We start from the raw sequence: 229 nt of genomic DNA on the forward strand, positions 1-229 counted from the left end.
GCCTGGTGATGGACTACACACCCAAGCACCTGGTGAGCACGGTGTTCGGCTTTGGCAGCATGTGTGCGGCCATCGGTGGGATGTTCATGACGCAGATCGTCGGCAGCGTGCTGACGGTTACCCACAACAATTATGCGGTGCTGTTTACCATGATCCCGGTGATGTACTTCCTGGCGCTGGTGTGGATGTATTTCATGGCGCCGCGTGGGGTTGAGGGGGCTTAGTGCCT

1 pseudogene is annotated in these 229 nt (G+C 58.1%); it reads left to right on the forward strand.

The annotated features are described in order from the left end of the window. Positions 1-224 (forward strand): annotated as a pseudogene (locus SB765_RS34570) (MFS transporter); the annotation flags it as partial. Positions 225-229: the final 5 nt, after the last annotated feature.

The organism is Pseudomonas sp. SIMBA_067, from assembly GCF_046534675.1.
Classification (GTDB): Bacteria; Pseudomonadota; Gammaproteobacteria; order Pseudomonadales; family Pseudomonadaceae; genus Aquipseudomonas; species Aquipseudomonas putida.